The sequence below is a fragment of the Paraburkholderia kirstenboschensis genome (genome assembly GCF_032806925.1).
Taxonomy (GTDB): Bacteria; Pseudomonadota; Gammaproteobacteria; order Burkholderiales; family Burkholderiaceae; genus Paraburkholderia; species Paraburkholderia kirstenboschensis.
Map to the genome: position 1 here is coordinate 547,610 of NZ_CP136513.1, position 20,725 is coordinate 568,334.

Here is a 20,725-nt window from a genome sequence, read left to right on the forward strand (position 1 = left end):
GCAAAAATGTCGGCATATAAATGCAAAGCCTGTTGCTGCCATTATTTGACTATTGCTTGTCGTGTGGTTGCCCACGCCCGGATTATCTGCGTCACACTCGAAACGTCCACAGATTGAGGGTTGGACGATGAGCACGCGAGATTGTCAGAGCACGCTATGAACGGCGGAAATAAGCGAAATCCGAAAATATGCAAAACAAATTCGGCCGTCTTAAATGCATGAATTAATCCCGTTCTAAACCAGAGCGGAACAAGATTAATCGCGGTCATTCCTTATTTTGGTAATTCTTGATGCGGATTTTCTTATTGTTATCCCGCTTAAATGAGACTGACTTTATGGCGCCGCTGCCGCCATTACGAAGCAGATTCCAGAGTTCAACAAGCGCCCCATCCGGCCCTTCATTTTCCGTGCGCGGCAACCCGATCTGCGTCAACCGCACGCCGGGGCAAACGTTCTACAATGATGGTTGTTCTCCGAAGTGAGTTTTCATGCGTAAATTTTTTCTTCCTGGCGTGACAGCCACGTTCGCCGCGGGCTTGGCTCTCGTAGCCGCCACAGGCTTTGTTTCTCCGGCGGCCCATGCCAACAACGTGATCGTGCTGAATTCCGCCGAAGCCACGCTGAGCCTTATCGACGAGACGACCCGCCAGGTTATCGGCACAGTACCGACCGGCAAGGAACCGCATCACCTGATGGTGACGCCGGACAACTCGTCGTTGATCGTGGCGAACTCGGTGTCGAACAACCTGATGTTCGTGGACCCCAAGTCGGGGCAGGTGCAGCGCTGGGTCGAAAACATAGAAGACCCGTACCAGATCGGCTTTTCGCCTGATCGCAAGTGGCTCGTCACCACCGGTCTGCGCCTCGACCGCCTCGATATCTATCACTACGACGGCCAGAAGAACCAGATGACGCTCGCGTCGCGTCTGCCGCTTGCGGTCATGCCCAGCCACATGGCGTTCACGAACGACAGCAAAACGGTGTTCGTTACGCTGCAGGTCTCCGGCGAACTCGCCGCGATCGATCTGGCCACGCAAACCGTCAAGTGGAAGATGAAGGTCGGCAAGGTCCCCGCAGGGCTCTGGATGACGCCGGGCGAGAAGTATCTGCTCGTCGGCATGACCGGCGCCGACTACGTGGCCGTGGTCGACTGGCACACGCAGAAGGTCGTCAGGACCATTCACACGGGCAACGGCGCGCACAACTTCCGCTCGCTCGCCGACGGCAAGCACGTCGCGGTGTCCAACCGGGTGGCAAGCACGATCAGCATCATCGACGAAGATTCGCTCACCAATGTCGGCGACATCACCGGTTTGTTGCCTGGGCCAGACGACATGGAACTTTCCGCCGACAAACGGTATCTGTGGGTAACGTTCCGCTTCGCGAAGCACGTCGGCATCATCGACCTGAACACGCGCAAGCTGATTCAGACCATTGCGGTGGGCCGTTCGCCGCATGGCATCTATTTCTTTAATCGTGCGCCGGTTACGGCGCCGAACGGCGCGTGATAATGCAGCTATCCTTGCCGCTTCTGAGCGAGCCGTAACGATCGAAGTAACCCGACCAGCGCCATGTTCCATCTGATTTCGTCCTCTCTCGACAGCTTCGTCTCCGCGTTGCAGACGTTGCTGTACGTCGACGTGGTGCAGCCACTGCTGTTCCACTTCAATCTGATGGACTACGACGAAGACACGTACGACAGCCTCTACTGGGTGATCGTGGGCGTCCTCGAAGTGCTGGCCATGTACGCGATTTTGCGGCCGCTGGAGGCGCTGCGTCCGGTCGAGCAGTGGGAGAACCGCAAGGCGGTGCGCGTCGACGTGATCTACACGTGGATCGCCAAGCTCGGCATTCTCAACCTGTTTTTCTTTTTTGCGCTGCAGCCGTTTTTCGACCATGTCCAGGCGTGGCTGCGCCTGCATGACATCTCGAACATCGAGTTCGACAATCTGTGGCCGGGCGTGACTACGCAGCCGCTCGTCACTTTTGTAATGTACCTTCTGGTGCTCGATTTCGCCGGTTACTGGTATCACCGCTGGCAGCACCGCATTGGCGTCTGGTGGGAGTTGCATGCGGTGCATCACAGCCAGCAGCAAATGTCGCTGTGGGCCGACGACCGCAACCATCTGCTCGACGATCTGTTGCAGGCGTCGTTCTTCGCGGTAATCGCGCTCGTGATCGGTGTGCCGCCGTCGCAATTCGTCGTGCTGGTCGCTATCACGAACCTCGCGCAAAGCGTGCAGCACGCCAACATTCGCCTGTACTTCGGCTGGCTCGGAGAGCGTCTGCTGGTCAGCCCGACATTTCATCGGCGCCATCATGCGATCGGCTACGGTCACCAAGGTCTGAAATACGGCTGCAACTTCGGCGTGCTGTTTCCGTGGTGGGACATGCTGTTTCGGAGCGTCTCGTGGAGCCGCGAGATGGAGCCGACCGGAATCAGCGATCAACTCCAGGGCCGCGGCTACGGCGAAGGCTTCTGGGCGCAGCACTGGCTCGCCTTCGCACGCATCGGCCGGCGTCTGTCGGCACGGCGGCGCAATCAGGGCGGCGCGACTGCGGCCTGAGCCTGCCGCTTGGTTTCTTCGCACGCCGCCGGTTTCCCCGGCGGCGCGTCACGTGGTTTATGCTGTCCACGTTTGCGCTCACGGTCCGCATTCAGTAACCGGCGCGGCGCTTCCTCAATTCTATCGTTGCATTCACCGGCACTGGCTCGCATGAATGATCTGTTGCGCTCGTTCGGGCGCGCGCTCGCAAGCGCGCTCCACCCGCGCATGCTCTGGCTGACCTTCCTGCCGTTCCTCGCGGCAACAGTCGGGTGGGGCGTGATCCTGTGGTTCTCGTGGCAAACGCTGATCGGCGCGACACGCGGCTGGCTGGAAAGCTGGTCGTTTACCGTCACGCTCTACCATTTGTTCGACTCGCTTGGCTTTTCCGGACTGCACGCGGCCATCGCGCCATTCCTCGTGATTGCGATGACGATCCCGCTGATCGTCGTCACGGTTTTGCTGTTGATCGCCACACTGTCGATGCCGGCCGTGATCCGCTTCCTCTCGACGCGCCAGTTCCCGAGCCTCGAAATGCGCCGCGGCGGAACGTGGTACGGCAGCCTCGGCCAAGCGCTCTGGACGACGCTGGTATGTCTCGTGCTGCTGATCGTCACGCTGCCGCTGTGGCTCGTGCCGCCGTTTTTCGCGTTGATTCCGCCGCTGCTGTGGGGCTGGCTGACCTATCGTGTGATGACCTACGACGCGCTCGCGCTGCACGCCAGCCGCGACGAACGGCGTGCGCTGGTGCGGCGTTTCCGCTTGCCGCTGCTGCTGATCGGCGTCGCAAGCGGTTTGCTGGGTTCGTTGCCGACGCTGTTGTGGGCGTCGTCGGTGTGGCTGATCGTGTTGTTCCCGGTCATCACCGCGGTGACGATCTGGATCTATGCATTCATCCTCGTATTTTCGGCGCTGTGGTTCGGCTACTACTGTTTGCGGGCGCTGCAACGCATGCGCGCGGACGAGGCAGGGGGCGTGCGGCAAACTGCACCGGTTCCTTATTGATCAACAAGCGAGATAACCAAAGAGGCGGCAATGGCATTTGGCGTCATCATCATCGGCGATGAAATTCTGTCGGGCAGGCGCGTCGACAAGCATTTGCCGAAAGTCATAGAACTGCTGGGCGCGCGTGGCTTGTCGCTTGGCTGGGCGGAGTATATCGGCGACGACCCGCAACGTATCACGGCAACGCTGCGGCGCACTTTCAGCTCCGGCGATATCGTGTTCTCGACGGGCGGCATCGGCGCGACGCCGGACGACCATACGCGTCAATGCGCGGCGGCGGCGCTCGGCGTGCCGCTGGAATTGCATCCGCAAGCGCAGAAGCTGATTCAGGAGCGCATCCGCGACATGTATCCGGCCACTGCGGCGACGCCGCTCGACCTGAACTCGCCCGAGAACCTGCATCGTCTGAATATGGGCACGTATCCGCAAGGCGCAGAGATTATTCCGAACGGCTACAACAAGATTCCGGGCTTCTCGATCCGCGAGCATTATTTCGTGCCGGGCTTTCCGGTCATGGCCTGGCCGATGATCGAATGGGTGCTGGACACACACTACGCGCACCTGCATCACGCAATGCCGCACGCGGAAAAGTCGTTGCTGGTGTTCGAGTTGCCCGAGTCGCGCGTAACGCCGCTAATGGAAAAGATCGAACACGATTTTCCTGGCGTGCGCGTGTTCAGTCTGCCGAGCGTCGGCGACGCCGAGCGCGGCGGCGTGTATGCGCGCCATCACATCGACCTGGGCGTGAAGGGCGAGCCGGAGGCGGTTGCAGCGGCGTTCGTGAAGCTGCGTGAAGGCGTGCACCTGCTAGGCGGCGACATCGTCGAGCACGAGGCGGCAGCGGCGAAGCCCCGCGCCTGAGCTTCGCCTATGCGCTAATGCGGGTTTGCGACCGCGCATGGCGCGCGGCTTCGCCAGGGCGGTATGCAACGGCCCTCACGCGCCGATCCACGGCAAGCCGCGAAAACACCAGCCCGAGACGGTCTTGCGGTGGCCCTGGCCGTCCTTGTCGCCTTCAAAGCCTTCCAGCAGGTCGTAGGCCTTCGTGAAGCCGGCCTGGGCTGCGGCGATGGCCGCGAGCTTCGAACGCGCGGCGCTGCGGCACAGGAAAAGCACCGGTGTATCGGGCGACGCAACGTCGCTCAACTGGTGCAGGAATTCCTGATTCGGCACGGCGCCCGGATAGCGTGTCCATTCGACATGCGCATACTGGCCGTCGCCGATCACCGGCCGGCCAACCCAGTCGAGTTCCGCACGGGTGCGCACATCCACGAGACGCGTGCGCGGATCGAGTTGCAGCAGTTCGAACGCCTCGGCCGGCGAAAGCGCGCCAGCGTAAGGCAACTGGTTTTCGGTGCGGCGTTTGTCCGCCTGCGAGTACAGCTGTTCTAGTGTGCTCATGAGCCAGTCTCCTTGACCAAAAGACCATTCTAGCGCGGCGTCCGGGGCTGGCGCGGGGTCCAGATGCTGCCTATCTCGCCGTACTGCGCGATCGACTTGAATGCTCAAAGGTGGTGCAAAATACCTCAAATGCACCAAAACAAACCGACGCGGCTAATGTCTGCGGATAAATGCCCCGATTCGGTGCTTCGAGCCTATCCCCGATTTCAGGGCCGCATGTGATGCGGTGCGCGAATTCCCCCGCAACGCGCGTGCCGCATGGCTTCGCGCCTCGTTGGAGCATACATGGCACAGTTGCTGCTTTAATGGGCCGGATCGATCTGCCGCGGCGCATTTTGACATTCACTCTTCATCATTGAGGGGTGGACGCGCCGGGACGGGTCAGCTAGATTGGGCGGCGGCTGAAATCCGCCGAATTCGTTAATCAGGAGATAGGTTATGAGTAAATCCGTGGCCGACGTCGTTCAACTCGTCAAAGACGAAGACGTCAAGTTTGTCGACTTCCGTTTCACCGACACGCGCGGCAAAGAGCAACATGTTTCGGTGCCGGTGTCGGCATTCGATGAAGACAAGTTCGAAAGCGGCCATGCGTTTGACGGTTCGTCGATTGCCGGTTGGAAGGGCATCGAAGCATCGGATATGTTGCTGATTCCGGACGCGAACACCGCCTTCATCGACCCGTTCTACGAAGAGTCCACGCTCGTGCTGACCTGCGACGTCGTCGAACCGGCGGACGGCAAGGGCTACGAGCGCGACCCGCGCTCGCTCGCCAAGCGCGCTGAAGCCTATCTGAAGAGCTCGGGTCTGGGCGACACGGCCTTCTTCGGTCCGGAACCGGAATTCTTCATTTTCGACTCGGTCCAGTGGAATACGGATCAGTCGGGCTGCTTCGTCAAGATCGGCTCGGAAGAAGCACCGTGGTCGTCGTCGAAGGAATTCGAAGGCGGCAACACCGGTCACCGTCCGGGCACGAAGGGTGGCTACTTCCCGGTCGCTCCGGTCGACACGTTCCAGGACATCCGTTCGGAAATGTGTCTGCTGCTCGAACAGATCGGCATTCCGGTCGAAGTGCATCACCACGAAGTCGCGGGCCAGGGCCAGAACGAAATCGGCACGAAGTTCTCGACGCTGGTGCAACGCGCCGACTGGCTGCAGCAGATGAAGTACATCATCCAGAACGTCGCGCACACGTATGGCAAGACGGCAACGTTCATGCCGAAGCCGATCGTCGGCGATAACGGTTCGGGCATGCACGTTCACCAGTCGATCTGGAAGGACGGTCAGAACCTGTTTGCGGGCAACGGCTACGCAGGCCTGTCGGAATTCGCGCTGTTCTACATCGGCGGCATCATCAAGCATGCTCGCGCGCTGAACGCGATCACGAACCCGTCGACGAACTCGTACAAGCGTCTCGTGCCGCACTTCGAAGCACCTGTGAAGCTGGCTTACTCGGCTCGCAACCGTTCGGCGTCGATCCGTATTCCGCACGTGTCGAACCCGAAGGGCCGCCGTATCGAAACGCGCTTCCCGGATCCGATGGCGAATCCGTACCTGTGCTTCTCCGCGCTGATGATGGCGGGTCTGGACGGCGTGCAGAACAAGATTCACCCGGGCGAAGCCGCCGACAAGAACCTGTACGACCTGCCGCCGGAAGAGGATGCAAAGATCCCGACCGTGTGCGCCGGCCTCGATCAGGCTCTGGACGCGCTGGACGGCGACCGCGAATTCCTGACGCGCGGTGGCGTGTTCACGGATTCGATGCTCGACGCGTACATCGAACTGAAGACGAACGAGCTGCAGCGTTATCGTCAGTCGGTGCACCCGATCGAGTTCGAAATGTACTACTCGCTGTAAGCGGCAATGGCGCTTCGCCCTTTGAACGGCGAAGCGCTTTGTCCGACGCTCGCGATCGGTCACGAAGGGACGGCGGCGCCGTCCCTTTTTCGTTGGACCGGGCGCAATGATTTGCCACCATCTCCTATCGGCCAGACTGCAAGATGGTTCTAAAAAATCTGATCAAGGCGCGCAAAGGTCACGAGCAGACGCTGTCGGATGACGCGCAGCTCGTCGCTTCCGGTTTGCTGCCGGGCTTCGAGGCATTGCCCACCGTCGTGCTGATACTCGAGAAGCGCACGCTGCGCGTTGCGTTCGCGAATCCGTCGGCCGAGTCGATGCTCGAGCTTTCGCGCAAGCAGTTGACGCAGATGGCGTGGCCGGACATCTTCTCCAATGCCGACGAACTGGTCGCGACCATCACCTCGATCGCCGCGCACCGTTTTCACGCGACGCATCTGGACGCCGTGCTCGAGCGGCCCGGTCACGAGCCGCTGCATGTGCATGCGATCGTCGGTTTCCTGGAAAGCGCGCAAGACTACGTGTTGCTCGAACTGTTCGAGAACGAGCGGCATTTGCGCACCGACCGCGAGGAGCGAATCAACGACCTCACGGCCGTCAATAAACAGCTGATCCGCAATCTCGCGCACGAAATCAAGAATCCGCTCGGCGGCATTCGCGGCGCGGCGCAGTTACTCGAATTCGAACTGGGCGAGCGTCAGCGCGACGAATTGCGCGAGTACACGCAGGTCATCATCAAGGAATCCGACCGCTTGCAGACGCTCGTGGACCGGTTGCTCGAGCCGCACCGCCATCCGCATATCGTCGGCGACGTGAATATTCACGAAGTGTGCGAGCGCGTGCGCCAGGTGATTCTCGCGGAGTTTCCGCGCGGCCTCACCATCGAGCGGGATTACGACGTGAGCGTGCCCGACCTGCGCGGCGACAAGGAGCAACTGATCCAGGCGCTCCTCAACATTGTGCGTAACGCGGCCGAAGCATTGCGCGAACGCATTTCGCAAGGCGACGCGCGCATCGAACTGCGCACGCGTATTGCACGCAAGATTACGGTGTCGAAACGCTTGTGTAAGCTGGCACTGGACTTGCATATCATCGACAACGGCCCCGGCATTCCCGAGGAAATCCGTGACCGCATCTTTTATCCGCTCGTATCGGGGCGCGAGGATGGCAGCGGTCTCGGTCTGACGCTCGCGCAGACGTTCGTGCAACAACACGACGGTCTGATTGAAGTGGAAAGCCGGCCTGGCCACACCGAGTTTCAGATTCTGCTGCCGCTCGACTGCTAACACCGCATCTGCACACTGCAGGCATCTCAAGACTTCTGACAGACCTATATGAAGCCGATCTGGATAGTAGACGACGATCAATCGATTCGCTGGGTGCTTGAAAAAGCCCTTGCTCGCGAGAACTTCGCGACTCGCAGCTTCGCGAATGTGCGCGAGGCGTCGGCGGCGCTCGATCACGACAGCCCGCAGGTGCTGGTGTCGGACATCAGAATGCCCGGAGGTTCCGGCCTCGAACTGCTGCAAACCGTGCGCGACAAGGTGCCGGGCTTGCCCGTCATCATCATGACGGCGTTTTCGGATCTGGACAGCGCGGTGGCCGCATTTCAGGGCGGCGCCTTCGAATATCTCGCGAAGCCTTTCGACGTCGACAAGGCCGTCGAACTGATCCGCCGCGCGGTGGACGAGAGCATGCGCGGCGAGCAGACGTGGGACGAGCGCGTTGCCGATGCACCGGAAATGCTCGGCCAGGCACCGGCGATGCAAGACATGTTCCGGGCGATCGGACGTTTGTCCCATTCCGCGGCAACCGTGCTCATTACCGGCGAATCGGGCACCGGAAAGGAACTCGTCGCGCGTGCGCTGCACCGACATAGCCCACGCGCGAACGGTCCGTTCATTGCGCTGAACACCGCGGCGATCCCGAAGGATCTGTTGGAATCCGAACTATTCGGCCATGAGCGCGGCGCGTTCACCGGCGCGCAGGCAATGCGCCAGGGTCGCTTCGAACAGGCCGAGAACGGCACGCTCTTCCTGGACGAAATCGGCGATATGCCGTTCGACTTGCAGACGCGTCTGTTGCGCGTGCTGTCGGATGGTCAGTTCTACCGTGTCGGCGGGCACAATCCGCTGCGCGCGAATGTGCGCGTGATCGCGGCGACGCACCAGAATCTCGAATCGCGCGTACGTCAGGGTTTGTTCCGCGAGGATCTGTATCACCGTCTCAACGTGATCCGCTTGCGTTTGCCGGCATTGCGCGAGCGCAGCGAAGACATTCCTTTGCTGACGCGGCACTTCCTGCAAAAAAGCGCACGCGATCTTGGCGTCGAGTCCAAGCGCGTGTCGGAAGAGGCGCTCGCGTATCTGGCGTCGCTGCCGTTTCCGGGCAACGTACGGCAGTTGGAGAATCTCGCCAACTGGTTGACGGTGATGGCGCCCGCGCAGACCATCGAAATCAAGGATTTGCCGCCCGATCTGGGCCCCGCGCAGGCCGGCGCAACCGACCTTGCTGGCGGTGGCGGCGCCGCGCTCGGCACGGCGGACGCGAGCCTTGCGGGTACTGCGGCGCTGAACGGCATGAATGCGGCCGCGCATCCGGCAGCGGCTGGCGGGATGCCGGTGGCCACGCCCGTCAGCGCGTGGGAAGGTGGCTTGCGCACGGAAGTCGCACGCCTCTTGCGCGAGAACTCCGCCGATGTGATGGACGAACTCGCGCGCCGTTTCGAAGCCGCGGTGATCCGCGAGGCACTCGACTTCACGCGGGGACGCAAGGTCGAGGCGGCGGAGCGTCTGGGCATCGGGCGCAATACGATTACGCGCAAGATTCAGGAACTCAATCTCGAGCCTTGACGCTCATTGGTCACCGGTCACTGAGCGGGGCGCGGCGGCTCAGGGTGGCGCGCAGGGCGCCCGCCCTGGTCGATCGCGCTGTTGCGCCCGGCAGCCCTTCGTCGCGAGTCGCGCGAGCCCGTTGAAGCAGGTTCGCGCGGTCGCAAGGCATAATCAACGCTGTTTTCCTTCGACAGCCGACGATGCCTTCTGCTTCTTCCGTTTCTCCCAATTGTTTTTCCTGGCCGCTTTCTCCCGATCCGTTCCTCTGGCTCGAAGCGCTCGACGACCCTGAAGCGCTCGCGTGGGTCGACAGGCAGAATGCTCGCACGCGCGCCGCATGGTGCAGCGGCGCGCCATTCGAAACGCTCAGGCAACGTCTCGCCGATGCCTATTTGCCGCGCGAACGTCCGGTGATTCCAGACCGTTGGAAAGAATGGGCGTACGACCTGTGGCAGGACGAGCGCAATCCCAAAGGCATCTGGCGGCGCACGACCTGGGCCGCATGGCGCGGCGGCAAGCCCGAATGGCAGAACCTGATCGACTTCGATGCACTCGGCGAAGCAGAAGGAACGCCGTGGGTTTGCTCGGAGTTCGACATTCTCTATCCCGACGGCGATCGCGCGCTGATCACGATGTCGCCGGGCGGCTCGGACGCGCTGGTGGTCCGCGAGTTCGACATCGACACACAGCGTTTTGTCGACGATGGATTCGCGATCGCGAAGGCCGGCAAGCACACCGCATCGTGGATCGACCGTAATACGCTTTACGTGGGCTGGGACAATGGTCGCAAAAGCCTGACGCGCTCCGGCTATCCGCGCGAAGTGCGGCGCTGGACGCGCGGCACGGCGCTCGCCGCTGCACCCGTCGTGTTCAAGGGTGCGTTTAGCGATATCGGCGTGGAAGGGCATTACGATCCGGTGGAAAAGCGGCACACGGTGGTGAGCAGCGTCGATTTCTTCGATTCGCACACGTACTACCTGGACGACGCGAGCGGCGTGGATGGCGCTCACGCTCCCGCCGACGCCTGGCGCCGTTATGACGTGCCCTCGCATGTTGGAGTGAGCGGCTGGCAGGGCTGGCTGTTGCTCGAGCCGCGCCTCGACTGGCACTGCAATGGCGTCGTGTACCCGGGCGGCGCGTTGCTGGCGATCGCGAAGCCGCGTTCCTGCGCGGCGAGCGCGACATGACGCCGCTCTTCATGCCCACTGCGCAGACCTCCGCGTGCGAATGGACGCACACGCGCAACCAGCTCATCGTGTCCTATCTCGAAGACGTGCAGAACAAGACCTTGTTGTTCACCACGTCGCAGATTGCCGATCAGACATGGCAGTGGCAGCGGCGCGTCTTCCCATCGCACCCGGACGGGCAAGCCGACGTCTCGCCGGTGGGGGCGACGCTGAACGACGAGGTGTTCGTCGATACCGATGACTATCTGCAGCCCCCCGCGTACTGGCTCACCGATCTTGCCCGCGACGATCTCAACGAATGGGAGTTGCTCGAACGCTGGCCGACGCAGTTCAACGCGACGCGCTTCATGGTGACGCGCGGGCATGCAGTCTCCGCGGACGGTACACGTGTGCCGTACACGGTGATCGGACCGCGGTCCGCGCGGGATGAGCAACGCATCGACTCGGCAGAAGAGGTGTCGGCGTCGCAATCCTCGCTGCCCTGTCTGCTGACCGGCTACGGCGGCTTCGCGATTCCGCTGCTGCCGAGTTATCTGACGGGGCAGGGCATCGGCTGGCTGGAGCGTGGCGGCGTGTACGTGGTTGCTCACATTCGCGGCGGCGGCGAGTTCGGTACCCGCTGGCACACGGCGGCGCAAGGCGAGGAACGGCAACGCGCATTCGACGACTTCATCGCGGTGGCGCAAGCGCTCGCCGCGAGCGGCGTGACGAGCGCCGCGCAACTGGGCATTCAGGGCGGCAGCAATGGAGGCCTGCTGGTGGCGGCGTGCATGGTCCAGCGCCCCGATCTGTTCGGCGCGGTGATCTGCGAAGTGCCGCTGCTCGATATGAGCCGCTATCACCTGCTGCATGCAGGCGCGTCATGGATCGACGAATACGGCGATCCCGACGATCCGGACGACGCGCGCGCGCTCGCCGCTTATTCGCCTTATCACAACGTGTCGGCGGGCGTGAAGTATCCGCCCGTGCTGTTCACGACATCCACCGCCGACGATCGCGTGCATCCCGGCCATGCGCGAAAGATGGCCGCGCACATGCAGGCGCTCGGCGTGGACAACGTGTGGTATCGCGAGAATACGGACGGCGGGCACGGCAGCTCCGATGAACTGGAGCAGGCCGAGCACGACGCGATGGTTTTCGAGTTTCTATGGCGAACGCTGAGCGCTTGCGCTTGAGGCTTCGTGAAAGCCTATTCAGCAAGCGCGCTTGACGTTGCTGAACCTGACCGGTCGTGCCAGTGTTCGTCAGCCGATCTGCGCGACGACCGGTGCATGGTCCGACGGCTGGTCCCACTTGCGCGGCACCTTATCGACTTCGCATGACGTGCACGCTTCAGAGAGCGGCTTCGAAAGCAGGATATGGTCGATGCGCAGCCCCGCGTTGCGGCGAAACGCCATCATCCGGTAGTCCCACCACGAATAGATTTTTTCGGGCTGCTCGAACTGACGGAACGCGTCGACGAGACCCAGTTCGATCAGCCGCACGAACTCGGCGCGTTCTTCCGGCGACACGAGGTTCTGACCTTCCCACGCCTTCGGATCGTGCACGTCCCGGTCGTCCGGTGCGATGTTGTAGTCGCCGAGCAGCGCGAGCTTCGGATATAACGCCATTTCGCTTTTGATCCAGTCGTGCAGCGCGGCGAGCCAGCGGAGCTTGTACGCGAATTTGTCGGTGCCGGGCGCCTGGCCGTTGGGAAAGTACGCGGAGATGATACGCACGCCTTCGACGGTCGCCGCGACGACGCGCTGCTGCAAGTCCTCAAAGCCGGGAATATTTCGCACGATGCTGCTTTCGTCAACATTCAGACCCTGGCGCACGAGGATGCCGACCCCGTTGTACGTCTTCTGGCCCGCGAACCAGCTGCGGTAGCCTTTTTCTTCGAGTTCGGCGCGTGGGAACTTCTCGTCGGGCAGCTTCAGTTCCTGAAGGCACAGCACGTCGGTGCCGGTGGTTTCGAGCCAGTCGATCACATGCTGTTGGCGGACTTTGAGGGAGTTGACGTTCCAGGTGGCGATTTTCACGGGAAATTCTCAAGCTGAATGGCGCAGGAGCCGTAGCTTACCAGCGCACACGGGGCGAGACGATTTTCGCGCGGCTCGAACCATGCGGAACGAACAAAATAAAAAGCCGATGCGCGACGCGCGCGGCGTATAGTGGGGATCACACTCACAGTTTGACTTACTCAGGCACCGGCGTGCAGCGGAGGGCATCATGGCTCAACTTTATCCCGATCTTTATAAGGACTTCGAAGTGCATCCGCTGGTTTTCTCCCGGGCGTTCGATAAGTTCGACGGGCACAAGCGGCACGCGGAAGGCTATGACGTCGCGGTGCGCGTGTGTCGTCCCGGCGCAATCAGCGGTTCGAAGGCGAGCCGCGTGTTTCGTCTCGTGCTGCCTGCGACCTTCTCCGATTTCGGCGTGGCCAAACGCAGCGCGAGCCAGTACGGCGCGGATATCATCGACGGCAAGATCGAAGGCGCGACAGTGCTCGATCTTTGAGCCACAGATGCTTGCGTGTACGCTTGTGTTTGTGCTTCGCACGAATGAATCATGCGATTGTTGTGGGATCGTTTGACGTATCGCGAACATCTCTATACAATCCTTTTTCTCTGACGCGGGGTGGAGCAGTCTGGCAGCTCGTCGGGCTCATAACCCGAAGGTCACAGGTTCAAATCCTGTCCCCGCAACCAAGCATTGTTGAAAGCCCGCTGGCGCAAACCAGCGGGCTTTTTAACTTGTGGCGCCGAATCCTCGCGCTGCCATTGCGATGAATCGCAATCGCGGGTCATCCGTATCTACTGCGCTTCAATTGCCCACTCAACCGCCGCTTGCGCATGCAACGCTGTGGTATCGAAAACGGGCAGAACAGGATCTTCCGGCTTGATCAGCAATGTGATTTCGGTGCATCCAAGAATCACCGCTTGCGCACCGCGCGCGGCCAGCGATTCGATCACACTCTGATACACCGCGCGCGATTCGCTGTTCACGTTGCCGTGACACAGCTCGTCGTAAATGATGCGGTGTATGTCCGCGCGTTCAGCTTCTTCGGGCACCAGAGTCTCGAGTCCATAGCGCTCGTGCAGGCGGCCCGTGTAGAACGTCTGCTCCATCGTATAGCGCGTGCCGAGCAAGCCGACCCGCTCGACGCCTGCCGCGCGCAGCGCAGCACCGGTCGGATCGGCGATATGCAGAAACGGTACGTTGATCGCCTGCTCGATCGATTCATACACCCGATGCATCGTGTTGGTGGCGAGCATCACGATCTCCGCGCCCCCGCGTTCCAGTTGACGCGCCGCGTCGGCCATCTGGTCGCCGAGCGCGCTCCAGTCGCCCGCACGCTGACTTGCTTCGATCGGCGCAAAGTCCACGGTCAGCATCAGGCTACGCGCGTTGTGATGACCGCCCAGGCGCGCCTTTGCGTGACGGTTGAGCAGCCTGTAATACTCGGCGGACGACTCCCAGCTCATTCCGCCGATCACACCTATCGTCTTCATCTGTATGCTCCCGAATCAATGCGTCCTGATGACTGAGCCCAGTATAGGTGCGCCACGGTGCATGCAGCCGGTACGGATTTCGCGGCGCTCGCCGGTACGGCAAGCTGATAAAACGCCAGGTAAAACGCCGGACAAAACCTGCGCTTACTTTCTGACGCCGATAGAATCGTCATCAGCCACAAAGCGGACGGACACACATAAGGGAGCGAGATATGGATCTGATCATCCGCCGCGCGATGCTGCCGCAAAGCGTCGCGCCGCAACCCGGGCAGCCGCTCGACATTGGCATTGAAGCGGGGCGCATCGTTGCCGTGGAGCCGCATCTCGCCGCCGCAGCGCGCGAGGAAATCGACGCTGCCGGCTCGCTCGTCACGCCACCGTTCGTCGATCCGCATTTCCATATGGACGCAACGCTCTCTTACGGTTTGCCGCGCGTGAACGCGTCGGGCACGCTTCTCGAAGGCATTGCATTGTGGGGCGAACTGAAGCCGCATCTTACGCAAGAGGCGTTGATCGAACGCGCGATGCAGTACTGCGACTGGGCGGTCGCGCGCGGGCTGCTCGCAATCCGCAGTCACGTCGATGTATGCGATCCGCGCCTTCCCGCCGTCGAGGCGCTCGTCGAAGTGAAGCGCCGCGTCGCACCGTATCTCGATCTGCAACTGGTGGCGTTTCCGCAAGACGGCGTGCTGCGCAGCCCCGGCGCTTTCGAGAATCTGAAGCGGTCGATCGCAATGGGCGTCGACGTGGTCGGCGGCATTCCGCATTTCGAGCGCACCATGGCCGACGGCGCGCAGTCGGTGCGCATGCTGTGCGAGTACGCGGCGGAGCAGGGCTTGCGCGTCGACATGCATTGCGATGAATCCGACGACCCCATGTCGCGCCACATCGAAACGCTCGCAGCCGAGACGCAGCGTCTCGGCTTGCATGGGCGCGTCACCGGTTCGCATCTGACCTCGATGCATTCGATGGACAACTACTACGTGAGCAAGCTCTTGCCGCTCATGCGCGAATCGGGCGTTGCAGCCATCGCGAATCCGCTCATCAACATCACGTTGCAGGGGCGCAGCGACACGTATCCCAAGCGGCGCGGCATGACCCGCGTGCCGGAGATGATGGCCGCAGGAATCAACGTCGCCTTCGGCCACGATTGCGCGATGGATCCGTGGTACAGCCTGGGCTCGGGCGACATGCTCGAAGTCGCGCACATGGGCTTGCACGTCGCGCAGATGACGGGCGTCGAAGGCATGCACGCGTGTTTCGACGCGGTCACGGTGAACGGCGCGCGCATTCTCGGTCTTGAAGGCTACGGCGTCGCGCCCGGCTGCGCGGCCAATCTCGTGCTACTCGACGCGCGCGATCCCGTTGAAGCGATCCGTTTGCGTGCGGCGCGACTGGCGGTGATAAGCCGCGGCAAGGTGGTGAGCCGTGCTCCTGCTGCGCGTGCGGCGCTGTCGCTCGAAGGGCGTCCCGCAGAGGTGGATTTCAAGCTGCATCGCGGCTGAGGGCGGCAGGTTTCGAGGAAACAAAAGCCGGTGTCCGCTCACGCGGAAAACCGGCTTCTTTACATCGGCGCTGATCGAGGCGCTGCTCGGGGCGCTTAATGATGCGCTAGATGACGCGCCGAGGGTTTCCTCAGCGCATCATGCAGCGTTTCAATGCGCCGCGGCGGGCGTCATGCCGTTGTGACGCAGCAAGGCGTCGATGTTGGGCTCACGCCCGCGGAACGCTTTGAACGATTCCATCGCCGGACGGCTGCCGCCCACTTCGAGAATCTCCTTTCGATAACGCATGCCGGTTGTCTGGTCGAGCACGCTGCCGCTCGCGGCCTGCGCCGCTTCCTCGAATGCCGCGTAGGCGTCGGCGGACAGCACTTCGGCCCACTTGTAGCTGTAGTAGCCCGCCGCATAACCGCCGGCAAAAATATGGCTGAACGTGTTCGGCCAACGGGAGAACGGCGCCTGCGGCACGACATGGAAACGCTCGTTGATCTCGCTTGCGAGTTCGGTCGCGTTCTTCGTGCCGGCTGCGTCGAAGCCGGTATGCAACTGCATGTCGAACATGGAAAACACGATCTGGCGCAGCGTGCCGAGACCGCTCTGGAAGTTCTTCGCGGCAAGCATCTTGTCGAACAGTTCGCGCGGCAGCGGCTGCGCGGTTTCGACGTGCGAAGTCATGTCCGAGAGCACGTCCCACTCCCAGCAGAAGTTTTCCATGAATTGCGACGGCAGTTCGACCGCGTCCCACTCCACGCCGTTGATGCCCGAAACGCCGAGCTCGTCCACACGCGTGAGCATGTGATGCAGGCCATGCCCAAACTCGTGGAAAAGCGTGATGACTTCGTCGTGCGTGAAGCAGGCCGGCTTGCCGCCAACCGGCGCGGAGAAGTTGCAGGTCAAATAAGCAACCGGCGTTTGCACGCCGCCATGCGTATGCTTGTGACGGCCGCGCGCGTCGTCCATCCACGCGCCGCCGCGTTTACCTTCGCGTGCGTACAGGTCGAGATAGAACTGCGCGACGAGGCCGCCGTCCTGGTTCTCGACGCGGAAAAAGCGCACGTCCGGATGCCAGACGGCTGCTTCATCGCGGCGGATGCGCACGCCGAAGAGCGTTTCCGTGACCTTGAACAGGCCTTTGAACACGGCGTCTTCCGGGAAATACTGTTTAACTTCGTTCTCCGAGAACGAATAGCGCTTCTGACGCAGACGTTCGGCGGCGAACGTCATGTCCCACGGTTGCAGATCGCTCAAGCCGAGCTCGCTTGCGGCGAATTCGCGCAACTCCTTCCAGTCCTGCTCCGCATGCGGGCGGGCGCGCGTGGCGAGGTCTTGGAGGAAAGCCATGACCTGTTCTGGCGATTCGGCCATTTTGGGCGCGAGCGATACCTCGGCGAAATTCTGATAGCCGAGCATATGCGCTTCTTCGGCACGCAGCTTCAACTGGTCGGCGAGCACCGACGTGTTGTCCCACTCGGGCTTGCCCTTGCCGTATTGCGGGCCCAGTTCGGATGCGCGCGTCACATATGCGCGATACATCGCTTCGCGCATCGGACGGTTTTCCGAGTACTGCATGACCGGAAAGTACGACGGGAAATGCAGCGTGAACTTATAGCCGGTCTTGCCTTCGCGCTCCGCTGCTTCCTTCGCGGCCTCGATCACGTCTTCCGGCAGGCCGGCCAGTTCCGACTCGTTGCCGGCTTCGACGAAGTACGCGTAGGCGTTGGTCGCATCGAGCACGTGGTCCGAAAACGCTTTCGACAACGCTGCCTGACGTTCCTGCAACTCGGCGAAATGGGGCTTCTGGTCTTCAGGCAATTCCGCGCCGGACAAACGGAAGTCGCGCAGCGCGTTGCCAAGAATCTTCTTGCGTTCGCTCGTCAGCGAGGCGAATTCATCGCTCGCGTTCAGCGTCTTGTACTTTTCGTAGAGCGCGAGATTCTGCCCGACGCTCGACCAGAACTCGGTGACGCGCGGCAGATTTTCGCCATACACGGCGCGCAGCTCGGGCGTGTCGGCGACGGCGTTCAGATGGCCGACGACGCTCCAGGCGCGCGACAGCGGTTCGGTCGCGCGCTCGACCGGCTCGACGACATCGGCCCATGAAGCGGGCGTGATCGGCTGGGCGGCGCGCTCGACGGCGGCGGCCGCATCGGCGAGCAGCACGTCGAGTGCGGGCGTGACGTGTTCGGGGCGAATGTCGCCAAAGCGCGGCAGGTCGGAGAAATCGAGGAGCGGATTGTCGTGATTCGAGACGGTAGTGGACATGAGGCTTCCTGTCTGACGCGGGTGAACGGGTAATCGGTACTTTAATCGGTGCTTGGGCCGCGTGCGCGCTGCGACGGCTCATGGCGGCTCATTACACCGCACATCAGCATTATTGGGGCAGGGCGCGCCGATTCCAATCGCCGGCACACAAATTAGCAGATGTCGCGGCCCGTAGCGCGTTTGTGCGAAACCGAACGGTGCGAAATGGTGCCGCGCCGCATTCTGACGTGTCTATCGCGTTGCGACGCTTTTCAGCAAGAGGCACCAATGACCCCGCTTTCGCACGCCCTATCGCGCAACGGCAACAATTTCGACCTGGTGCGGTTGCTGGCCGCCGTGGCCGTGGTGTATGGCCATTCGTATCTGCTGCAGTCGCAGGACGGCACGACCGACTGGGTCCAGAACGCGCTGGGTTTCGACGGTTTCGGCGCGCTCGGTGTGTACGCGTTTTTTCTGCTGAGCGGCATGCTCGTGACCGCTAGCTTCGACCGTCAACGCTCGGTGCCGCGCTTCGCCGTGTTGCGGATTGCCCGACTGTGGCCGGCTGTCGCGCTTGGATCGCTCGTCACCGTGTTTATCGTCGGACCGCTTTTTACGACGCTGCCGCTGCGCGAGTATTTCAGTTCGGGCATGACGTGGGCGAACCTCGACAACTTCTCGACCATCGTGATGAAAACCGGCTGGGCGCTGCCGGGCGTGTTCGAACACAACCGCTTTCCCGTCGATGTCTGCGGCCCGTTGTGGACGCTGCCGCTCGAAGTACGCTGCTACCTGATCGTGCTCGCGACTGGCCTGCTCGGGCTGCTGTCGAGCGCACGCGGTGCCGCGCTCGCGGCGGCGCTCGGCATTGCCGCCTTCGTGCTGCGCGTGCATTTGCCGCCGCATCTGACGCCGCATTCGCTGCCGCTCGTACAGATCGGCCTGCGCGACTTCAGCGAGACGCCCGGCGGCTATTCGTTCTGGCCGGAGCCGTTCTTCATGCTCGGCATGCTGCTGTATGGCTTGCGCGAGCGTATCGGAATCGACGGTCTAACAGCGCTCGCATTCACCATGGTGTTCCTGGTGTTCCGCGACACGGCCGGCGCGCAGCCGCTGTTCTATCTGGCCTTCGTGTACGGCGTACTGTGGATCGGGACGACGCCGCTGTTGCGGCGGTTCGTGCCGCGCCATGACTACTCGTACGGGATCTATCTGTATGGCTTCATGGTGCAGCAATGCGTCGCGAATATCGCTCCGCATTTGAGCCATGTGACGGCAGTGCTGGTCGCCGCGCCGTTTATCCTGCTATGCGCGGCTTTGTCGTGGCACTGCGTCGAGCGGCCGGTGCTCAAGTGGTGCCGTGGGCGCCTCGCGCGCCGGCGGACGCAGCGCCCCGACGGCGTGTCGGTGGGCGAGCACGCCGTGCGCTAGAGCACGCGGTGAACGCGTGGGGCGGTCAATCCAGGTTGGAGTAGTGCGTTGCGTCTGCTGGGTCGGCAACGCCGTGGGATGCGATGCGTGTGAGATAGACGTGCGAGATGAGCGGGCGGGGAGTGGGGCGAGGAGATGACGAGACGTCGGCTGGAAGCGACGCGAGGGCGGTCTCGAAGTGAGGCACGAAGCGAGGCAGGAAGCGAGGCGAGAGGTCGGCTCGAAGTGATGCGAGAGCCGGCCTCCGGGTGGGGTACGAAGCGAGTTGAAAGCGCGGGGCAGGGCAACGCTCAGCGCTTTCTTTTTTACGTCAAGCGTTCAGCGCGGCCTCACGTTCCGCGGCTTCGATCGTGTTGACGAGCAACATGGTAATTGTCATCGGGCCGACGCCGCCCGGCACCGGCGTGATGTAGCCGGCCACTTCCTTGACGCCCGCGAAATCCACGTCGCCGCACAGCTTGCCGGCTTCGTCGCGATTCATGCCGACGTCGATCACGGCCGCGCCCGGCTTCACCATGTCGGCGGTGAGAATGTTGCGCAGGCCGGTGGCGGCCACCACGATGTCGGCGTTGCGCGTATGCGCGGCCAGATCGCGCGTTTTGCTGTGACAGATCGTGACCGTGGCGCCCGCGTCGAGCAGCAACAGCGCCATGGGCTTGCCGACGATGTTCGAGCGTCCGATCACCACCGCGTTCGCGCCTTGAAGCGGAATGTCGTAAGCGGCAAACATCTTCATCACGCCGTACGGCGTGCACGGGCGAAACAGCGGCTGGCCGGTCAGCAACGCGCCGGCATTGGCGACGTGAAAACCGTCCACGTCTTTCTCGGGCGCGATCGCCTCGATCACCTTGTGGCTGTCGATATGCGGCGGCAGCGGAAGCTGCACGAGAATGCCGTGAATTTGCGGATCGCGATTCAGTTCGTCGATACGCTCGAGCAGTTCGGCTTCCGGCAGATCGGCCGGATAGCGGTCGAGCGATGAGCCGAGACCGTTGTCGTGGCACGCCTTGACCTTGTTGCGCACATAGACTTCGCTTGCGGGATTGTCGCCGACCAGCACGACGGCAAGCCCCGGCTGATGGCCGCGGGCGGTGAGGGCGGCGGCGCGCGCGGCCACGTCGGCGCGCAGGGTCTTGGAAAGGGCGAGGCCGTCGATCAGTTTGGCAGTCATGGTCGGTCGAGAGGGGCAGTATGGAAAGCGGAGCAGCGCGCGTGCCGCGCACCGTGGCG

Annotated in this window: 16 protein-coding genes, 1 tRNA gene and 1 pseudogene; 12 read left to right on the top strand and 6 right to left on the bottom strand. The window is 62.2% G+C overall.

Annotated elements, in window-relative coordinates:
• Positions 1–265: 265 nt before the first annotated feature.
• The gene (locus RW095_RS25100) at positions 266–433 is read right to left on the bottom strand and encodes a hypothetical protein (protein ID WP_317021601.1); all 168 of its coding nucleotides are present in this window, start codon (positions 431–433) and stop codon (positions 266–268) included.
• 55 nt (positions 434–488) lie between these two features.
• Here RW095_RS25100 and RW095_RS25105 point away from each other — a divergent pair, with 55 nt between their 5' ends.
• From RW095_RS25105 to RW095_RS25120, 4 genes are all read left to right on the top strand, one after another.
• The gene (locus RW095_RS25105) at positions 489–1,508 is read left to right on the top strand and encodes a YVTN family beta-propeller repeat protein (protein ID WP_317021602.1); all 1,020 of its coding nucleotides are present in this window, start codon (positions 489–491) and stop codon (positions 1,506–1,508) included.
• 63 nt (positions 1,509–1,571) lie between these two features.
• On the top strand, positions 1,572–2,567 hold the full coding sequence (locus RW095_RS25110) for a sterol desaturase family protein (RefSeq protein ID WP_317021603.1): 996 nt from the start codon (positions 1,572–1,574) through the stop codon (positions 2,565–2,567).
• Positions 2,568–2,717: 150 nt separating this feature from the next.
• On the top strand, positions 2,718–3,551 hold the full coding sequence (locus tag RW095_RS25115) for an EI24 domain-containing protein (protein WP_128595419.1): 834 nt from the start codon (positions 2,718–2,720) through the stop codon (positions 3,549–3,551).
• Between the two features lie 30 nt (positions 3,552–3,581).
• On the top strand, positions 3,582–4,412 hold the full coding sequence (locus tag RW095_RS25120; protein WP_317021604.1) for a competence/damage-inducible protein A: 831 nt from the start codon (positions 3,582–3,584) through the stop codon (positions 4,410–4,412).
• Between the two features lie 75 nt (positions 4,413–4,487).
• On the opposite strand, the gene RW095_RS25125 is transcribed toward RW095_RS25120, so the two are convergent.
• Complete coding sequence (locus RW095_RS25125) at positions 4,488–4,952, bottom strand: rhodanese-like domain-containing protein (RefSeq protein ID WP_020065476.1); 465 nt, start codon at positions 4,950–4,952, stop codon at positions 4,488–4,490.
• Between the two features lie 438 nt (positions 4,953–5,390).
• Here RW095_RS25125 and glnA point away from each other — a divergent pair, with 438 nt between their 5' ends.
• From glnA to RW095_RS25145, 4 genes and pseudogenes are all read left to right on the top strand, one after another.
• Positions 5,391–6,806 (top strand): type I glutamate--ammonia ligase, encoded by a 1,416-nt coding sequence (gene glnA, locus RW095_RS25130; RefSeq protein WP_027775450.1) that lies wholly within the window; start codon positions 5,391–5,393, stop codon positions 6,804–6,806.
• Positions 6,807–6,949: 143 nt separating this feature from the next.
• Positions 6,950–8,092, top strand: coding sequence for a nitrogen regulation protein NR(II) (glnL, locus tag RW095_RS25135; RefSeq protein ID WP_128595417.1), 1,143 nt, complete (start codon positions 6,950–6,952; stop codon positions 8,090–8,092).
• A 48-nt stretch (positions 8,093–8,140) separates the two neighbouring features.
• Positions 8,141–9,658, top strand: coding sequence for a nitrogen regulation protein NR(I) (gene ntrC, locus RW095_RS25140; protein ID WP_317021605.1), 1,518 nt, complete (start codon positions 8,141–8,143; stop codon positions 9,656–9,658).
• Between the two features lie 182 nt (positions 9,659–9,840).
• A pseudogene (locus RW095_RS25145) lies at positions 9,841–12,002 on the top strand (prolyl oligopeptidase family serine peptidase).
• 69 nt (positions 12,003–12,071) lie between these two features.
• Here the strand turns inward: RW095_RS25145 and xth are convergent.
• Positions 12,072–12,848, bottom strand: a complete 777-nt coding sequence (gene xth / locus RW095_RS25150) for an exodeoxyribonuclease III (RefSeq protein ID WP_317021606.1) — start codon at positions 12,846–12,848, stop codon at positions 12,072–12,074.
• A 190-nt stretch (positions 12,849–13,038) separates the two neighbouring features.
• Here xth and RW095_RS25155 point away from each other — a divergent pair, with 190 nt between their 5' ends.
• The gene (locus RW095_RS25155; RefSeq protein WP_020065482.1) at positions 13,039–13,326 is read left to right on the top strand and encodes a hypothetical protein; all 288 of its coding nucleotides are present in this window, start codon (positions 13,039–13,041) and stop codon (positions 13,324–13,326) included.
• A 114-nt stretch (positions 13,327–13,440) separates the two neighbouring features.
• Positions 13,441–13,517 (top strand) — tRNA-Met (locus RW095_RS25160).
• Positions 13,518–13,622: 105 nt separating this feature from the next.
• Here the strand turns inward: RW095_RS25160 and RW095_RS25165 are convergent.
• Positions 13,623–14,321, bottom strand: coding sequence for an aspartate/glutamate racemase family protein (locus tag RW095_RS25165; protein ID WP_317021607.1), 699 nt, complete (start codon positions 14,319–14,321; stop codon positions 13,623–13,625).
• 212 nt (positions 14,322–14,533) lie between these two features.
• Between RW095_RS25165 and RW095_RS25170 the strand changes: the two genes are divergently transcribed.
• Positions 14,534–15,826: an amidohydrolase family protein gene (locus tag RW095_RS25170; protein WP_317021608.1), complete on the top strand. Its 1,293-nt coding sequence runs from the start codon at positions 14,534–14,536 to the stop codon at positions 15,824–15,826.
• 150 nt (positions 15,827–15,976) lie between these two features.
• Here the strand turns inward: RW095_RS25170 and RW095_RS25175 are convergent, their stop codons facing one another.
• A complete protein-coding gene (locus RW095_RS25175) occupies positions 15,977–18,085 on the bottom strand; it encodes a M3 family metallopeptidase (RefSeq protein ID WP_317021609.1) in 2,109 nt (702 codons plus the stop codon).
• A gap of 267 nt (positions 18,086–18,352) precedes the next feature.
• Here RW095_RS25175 and RW095_RS25180 point away from each other — a divergent pair, with 267 nt between their 5' ends.
• Positions 18,353–19,495 carry an acyltransferase family protein gene (locus RW095_RS25180; RefSeq protein ID WP_317021610.1) on the top strand — a complete coding sequence of 381 codons (1,143 nt, stop codon included), beginning with the start codon at positions 18,353–18,355 and terminating at the stop codon, positions 19,493–19,495.
• 310 nt (positions 19,496–19,805) lie between these two features.
• On the opposite strand, the gene folD is transcribed toward RW095_RS25180, so the two are convergent.
• Positions 19,806–20,666: a bifunctional methylenetetrahydrofolate dehydrogenase/methenyltetrahydrofolate cyclohydrolase FolD gene (folD, locus tag RW095_RS25185; protein ID WP_201701405.1), complete on the bottom strand. Its 861-nt coding sequence runs from the start codon at positions 20,664–20,666 to the stop codon at positions 19,806–19,808.
• Between the last annotated feature and the right edge of the window lie 59 nt (positions 20,667–20,725).